Here is a 6,273-nt window from a genome sequence, read left to right on the forward strand (position 1 = left end):
TAACTACCAAGAGCGTACATACGCTGCTGGTAAAATCCCAGGTGGCTTCTTCAAGCGTGAAGGTCGTCCATCAGAAGGCGAAACACTAACGGCTCGTCTAATCGACCGTCCAATTCGTCCTCTTTTCCCAGATGCATTCAAGAACGAAGTTCAAGTTATCGCTACAGTAATGTCTGTAAACCCAGACGTTCAGCCTGACATGGTAACAATGATCGGTACTTCTGCAGCACTTGCTATCTCTGGTATCCCGTTCAACGGTCCTATCGGTGCAGCACGTGTTGGTCACATCGACGGTCAACTAGTACTTAACCCAAGCAACACTGAGCTAGAAACGTCTAAGCTTGACCTTGTTGTTTCTGGTACTGCTGGTGCGGTTCTAATGGTTGAGTCTGAAGCAGACAACCTAACAGAAGAAGAGATGCTATCAGCGGTAGTATTTGGTCACGATCAACAACAAGTTGTTATCAACGCGATCAACGAATTCGCAGCTGAAGTTGCTACTCCTGCATGGGATTGGGTTGCTCCAGAAGAGAACACTGCGCTTAACACTCGCATCGCTGAGCTTGCAGAAGCTAAGCTAGTTGAAGCTTACCAAATCACAGAGAAAATGACTCGTTACGACCGTATCCACGAGATCGCGGCTGAAGTTAACGAAGTACTAGTATCTGAAGACGAAGAAGTAAACCTAAAAGAAGTTCACTCTATCTTCCACGACCTAGAGAAAACAGTGGTACGTCGCAGCATCATCGCTGGTAACCCACGTATCGATGGCCGTGAAAAAGACATGGTTCGTGCACTAGACGTTCGCACTGGCGTTCTTCCACGTACTCACGGTTCTTCTCTATTCACTCGTGGTGAAACTCAAGCTATCGTTACTGCTACGCTTGGTACACAGCGTGACGCTCAAATCATCGATGAGCTAACAGGCGAGCGTAAAGATAACTTCCTACTACACTACAACTTCCCTCCATACTGTGTTGGCGAAACTGGTTTTGTAGGTTCTCCTAAGCGTCGTGAAATCGGCCACGGTAAACTAGCTAAGCGTGGTATCGCTGCAGTAATGCCTTCTGTTGATGAGTTCCCATACACAGTTCGTGTTGTATCGGAAATCACTGAATCTAACGGTTCTTCTTCAATGGCTTCTGTATGTGGTACATCTCTAGCGCTTATGGACGCTGGTGTTCCAATCAAGTCTTCTGTTGCGGGTATCGCAATGGGTCTTGTTAAAGAAGGCGATGACTTCGTAGTTCTTTCTGACATCCTTGGTGACGAAGACCACCTAGGTGACATGGACTTTAAAGTAGCAGGTACTAACGACGGTATCACTGCACTTCAAATGGACATCAAGATCGAAGGTATCACTAAAGAGATCATGCAAATTGCTCTTAACCAAGCGCAAGGTGCACGTAAGCACATCCTTTCTGTAATGGATGAAGCTATCTCTGGTGCTCGTGAAGATATCTCTGAGTTCGCTCCACGTATCCACACAATGAAAATCAGCTCTGATAAGATCAAAGATGTTATCGGTAAAGGCGGTGCAGTTATCCGTGCTCTTTGTGAAGAAACGGGTACTACGATCGAAATCGAAGACGACGGCACAATCAAGATTGCTGCTACTGAAGGCGCTGCTGCTAAAGAAGCTATCCGTCGTATCGAAGAGATCACAGCTGAAGTTGAAGTTGGCCGCATTTACCAAGGTAAAGTTGCTCGCCTAGCTGACTTCGGTGCATTCGTAACTATCCTTCCAGGTAAAGATGGTCTAGTACACATCTCTCAAATCGCTGACAAGCGCGTTGAGAAAGTGTCTGACTACCTAACTGAAGGTCAAGAAGTTCCTGTTAAGGTTCTTGAGATTGACCGTCAAGGCCGTGTACGTCTAAGCATGAAAGAAGCAGTTGAAACGCCGGCTGAAGGCGAAGCACCTGCTGCTGAGTAATTCTCAGTGTGTCGATAGTAATATCGCTTTTTAGTGATTTTTAACCTATCGTCAACAAAGCATGTTATAAAGGGGAGCATATCGCTCCCCTTTTTAATTGCGGTCATAACAGGAGTAATTATTTGTGAAATGGTTTCAAACCGCGAGTATGTGTTTACTGCTTGTACTAACTGGTTGTGCAACAACATCAGATAACGCCTCAAGTTGGGTTTACCCGCCAATGGCTGTGCCTTTACAACCGAGCGTCCAGCAAGAAGTTCAGATTGCACGTTTGAGTCAGCTACTACAGCGCCCAGATCTGAATGATGAAGTTAGAGCTAAGATGCTGTTTGAACGTGGTAACTACTACGACAGTGTCGGCCTAAGGGATTTAGCGCGTTTAGACTTTAATCAATCTCTTTCATTGAACCCAGCTCAGCCTGATATCTTCAACCTTTTGGGTGTCTACTTCACGCAAGTAGGAGAGTTCGATGCGGCTTATGAATCTTTCGACTCTACGCTCGAGCTTGATCCTGCGAATTCATATGCAGAGAGAAACCGCGCTATCGCACTCTATTATGGTGAGCGTTACGACTTAGCTAATGAAGAAATGATGAAGCACTACGCCGATGATCCGAGTGATCCATTCCGCGCGCTTTGGTTATACATCATTCAGCATGAGCTAACGCCTGAACAAGCTAAGCTTGACCTGCAAAAACGTTATGAGAATCATGACGAGCAGTGGGGCTGGGTATTAGTCGCTATCATGCTCGATGACATTACTGAAGAGCAGGCATTCAAAGCGATCTTAACGGGTACTCGTGATAACACGTTGCTGGCACAGCGCTTAACCGAGACATACTTCTATCTGGCTAAGCGTTACCACATGAATGGTGACTACGCGAATGCGATCTCTTTGTATAAGTTATCGGTCTCTTTTAACGTATTTGAATACGTAGAGCATCGTTACTCTTTCCTAGAGTTAAGCCGTATTTTCACTACGCTAAAAGCAGAGCACCTCGCTCAAGCTAAGCTGGCTGAAGCAGAGCAAGAAGCTGATGCTCGCTAAATAGATCATTTTTACTATCAAAGCCGCTGCCAGTCAGCGGCTTTTTTGTGCCTACTTGTTATGATCTTTGTCTCGTTTTGGATTGCTTTTTATTTAAACAGGATTAAAATAGTTAGCCTTGCTAACTAAATGCTATTTTTTGATTGGGTGACTATGCTAAACCAGAATTTAGAGAAGATAGAACGCTTCGCCTCGAAAGTATGGCGAACACAGGTAAATGAAGATCCAATCTGCCAGTTGAGCTTCAACGAATATGACTACTTAAAGGTGATTCAGGCCTCTCCTGAGCCGATTCGATTGACCGACCTTGCTATTGAAATGCAGGTGACCAAGCCTTCAGCGACGACTATGGTACAAAGGCTTGAGAGAAAAGGCCTTGTGGAGCGTAAAGCATCACTGGAAGATGCGAGATCTAAACTCGTGGTACTGACCCACAAAGCAGAACTAGGTTTAGAAGAAGAGAGCAAGATCTATCAAGTGATGGCACAAATACTGGAAAGCCGTTTGTCTGAGCAAGAGTCCAAGCAACTGAACCAGTTATTAGACAAAGCGTTGAAGTAATTAATTTAGATATTTAGTTAGTCTTATTAACTAACTTATCGAGTCATATCCCACTGATATGTGACTTACAATGAAAGTAGAGTAAGAAATGAGTAACTCAATTAGTCGTCAATTTTGGCGATACACAATCCCAACGGTTGCGGCGATGCTAGTTAATGGCCTCTACCAAGTTGTGGATGGCATCTTTATCGGTCGTTATGTCGGCGCTGATGGACTGGCGGGTATCAACGTCGCGTGGCCGGTGATCGGTTCGATTCTTGGTCTAGGTATGCTGGTGGGTGTCGGTACTGGAGCGCTGGTATCGATTCGCCAAGGTGAAAAAGACACTCAAGGTGCTAAGCAGATCTTAGCTACGGGTTTGACTTTGTTGTTAGCCATAACCCCCATTGTTTCTATATTGCTGTATCTGTTTGCCGATAACTTTTTACTTTGGCAGGGCGCAGAAGGGCGAGTGTATGAGCTTGGTTTGCAGTACTTACACATCTTGATTGGCGCCAGCGTGTTTACCTTGGGTTCTATCGCGATGCCGTTTCTACTGCGTAACGACGACAGCCCGAATCTAGCGACTATCCTGATGATTATTGGTGCGGTCATTAATATTGTTCTGGATTACTTGCTTATTGCTCTATTTGGATGGGAGTTGATGGGCGCCGCATTGGCTACAGCGGTTGCTCAGTTTGTGGTAACGGCTTTGGGTCTCGCTTACTTCTTCTCTCGCCGTGCAAACCTACGTTTACGTTGGAGCGAGTTGAGATTGAAGCTTGCAGTAATCCCACAGATTTTCGCGATTGGTACATCAAGCTTTTTTATGTACGCTTATGGCTCAATGATGGTGGCATTGCACAACGCTTTGTTCTCTCAATATGGCGACCAGTTGATGATTGGTGCTTATGCTATTTTGGGCTACATCGTGACGGTTTATTACCTAACTGCGGAAGGTATCGCTAACGGTATGCAACCATTGGTGAGCTACAACCATGGTGCACGTAACCAAGCGAATATTCGCAAGTTGCTTAAGATTGCGATGTCGAGTTCTGTCTTGATTGGTGTCGCGTTTGTATTGCTATTGAACGTGTTCCCACGTGAGTTTGTTTCAGTGTTTAACTCGGACGAACCTCAGCTAGTTGAGTACACCGTATTGGGTATTCGACTGCACATGTTCGCATTGGCGCTTGATGGCTTCTTGGTGGTAGCGGGTGCTTACTACCAGGCGGTGAACAAGGGCAGCAAAGCGATGTTTGTGACGGTAGGTAACATGCTGATTCAACTGCCATTCCTGTATATTATGCCTAAGTTGTATGGCGTGCCGGGGATCTGGATTGCGTATCCACTGTCTAATATCGCGTTGAGCGCGGTGGTGATGGTGATGCTCTACAAAGACGTAAAGAAGCTCGACGCCTCGCCGATGGAAACCGCAACGGCATAGGTCGATTTTCTTGAGACGAACTAAAAAGGTCTAGCATGTGCTAGACCTTTTTCGTTTTGAAAATCGCTTCGTTTTGAAACTAGCATTTAGATGTTTTTAACGTCTAAACCTGCAAGCTGATGCCAGTAGCCATTACATTGGCGGCTCTCAATCTTCATTGGGTTTTGACCCTGTTCGTTGGCTCTGAAGTTATTGATTTCAGAGAAGGTATCAACGCCAAGTGGGCTTAAACGAACCACATCCACTAAGTCATGCATGTTTGGTAAGTCATTGACCAAGTTGTAGCAGTAGCCTGATTGAGTCTGGATGCCGTTAAGGTTGAAGACAGACTGACCCTCTTGGCTCTCAACCTGAAGGCCTGTTGGGTACTTGATACAGCAAGTTTCACAGTCGTCTTTGGCTTTGTTCTCTGCACGAGCTGTAAAGCAGCGAGCTGAATATGCTAGTGGTAAGTAGCCATGGCTAAATACTTCGACTTCAAACTTGTTGCGGATGTTGAGCTCGTCACACTGTGCCATCACATTACTTAGCCATTCACGAGAAAGTTCAACCGGCATACACCAGCGCGTCATACCTTGCTTTAAGAATAAGTTCAGCGTGCGTGCGTTGTAGGTGTTTACTGCTGGGCCAACTACGAATGGTACTTTGCTTTCGCTAGCCAGTTGAATGGCAGACACATCGTTCGCTTCAATAGCAAAGTCACCGTTATCAATGTACTTCTTCATGATGTTGACTTCGCTAGGCGCTTCGAGCAATGCCATGGTCGACAGTACGACTTGCTTACCTGATGCAGACAGCTCTTTAGCAATATCCATCCAGTGTTTTGCTTTCATCTCGCGACGCTTTGAACATACCGCTTCACCTAGGTAGATGATGTCTGCTGAGCTTGATTTTGCTTGCTCGTAAAAGCTTTCAACGTCTTGTTTTGGCCAAAAATAAAGTAGAGGGCCTAATGCGTATTTCATTGAGTTCTCCAGTTGGCTCTATTGCCATTTACGGTGATAAGCGCCAAGCGTGGTTTGTGTACCTTCAGATACATTCGCCAGTGTCGCATTCCAAGCTTGTTCTACTTGGTACTGTTCAGGGTTTGCTAAGTAGCGGTCGATGGCAGCACGCCAAGTACGAGTCACTTGTTCTACATAAGCCGGGCTGCGTTGACGGCCTTCAATCTTCACTGAAGCGACATTAGCTGCGAATAGTTCAGGAAGCATGGATAGTGTATTAAGGCTCGTTGGCTCTTCGAGTGCATGATAACGCTTACGTTCACCATCGATATCCGCTTCAAAACGGCCTTTACATAAC

6 protein-coding genes are annotated in these 6,273 nt (G+C 45.7%); 4 read left to right on the plus strand and 2 right to left on the minus strand.

Features of this window, described 5'->3' with window-relative positions:
- The 4 genes from pnp to BCT81_RS21115 all read left to right on the plus strand — a co-directional run.
- The coding region (gene pnp / locus BCT81_RS21100; RefSeq protein ID WP_102425718.1) for a polyribonucleotide nucleotidyltransferase at positions 1-1,936 on the plus strand (1,936 nt) is incomplete at its 5' end.
- Between the two features lie 124 nt (positions 1,937-2,060).
- The gene (gene nlpI / locus BCT81_RS21105; protein ID WP_004740631.1) at positions 2,061-2,984 is read left to right on the plus strand and encodes a lipoprotein NlpI; all 924 of its coding nucleotides are present in this window, start codon (positions 2,061-2,063) and stop codon (positions 2,982-2,984) included.
- A 153-nt stretch (positions 2,985-3,137) separates the two neighbouring features.
- Positions 3,138-3,545 carry a MarR family transcriptional regulator gene (locus tag BCT81_RS21110; RefSeq protein WP_102425721.1) on the plus strand — a complete coding sequence of 136 codons (408 nt, stop codon included), beginning with the start codon at positions 3,138-3,140 and terminating at the stop codon, positions 3,543-3,545.
- Positions 3,546-3,633: 88 nt separating this feature from the next.
- Entirely contained in the window at positions 3,634-4,971 is a 1,338-nt protein-coding gene (locus BCT81_RS21115) for an MATE family efflux transporter (protein WP_102425719.1), read from the plus strand.
- An 86-nt stretch (positions 4,972-5,057) separates the two neighbouring features.
- Here BCT81_RS21115 and BCT81_RS21120 read toward each other — a convergent pair whose 3' ends face one another.
- Both BCT81_RS21120 and BCT81_RS21125 read right to left on the minus strand, forming a co-directional pair.
- Positions 5,058-5,936, minus strand: coding sequence for a U32 family peptidase (locus tag BCT81_RS21120; protein ID WP_198596937.1), 879 nt, complete (start codon positions 5,934-5,936; stop codon positions 5,058-5,060).
- An 18-nt stretch (positions 5,937-5,954) separates the two neighbouring features.
- On the minus strand, positions 5,955-6,273 hold a 319-nt coding region (locus tag BCT81_RS21125), incomplete at its 5' end, for a U32 family peptidase (protein WP_198596938.1).

This window comes from Vibrio sp. 10N.261.52.A1 (assembly GCF_002876325.1).
In the GTDB taxonomy this organism is placed as follows: Bacteria; Pseudomonadota; Gammaproteobacteria; order Enterobacterales; family Vibrionaceae; genus Vibrio; species Vibrio chagasii.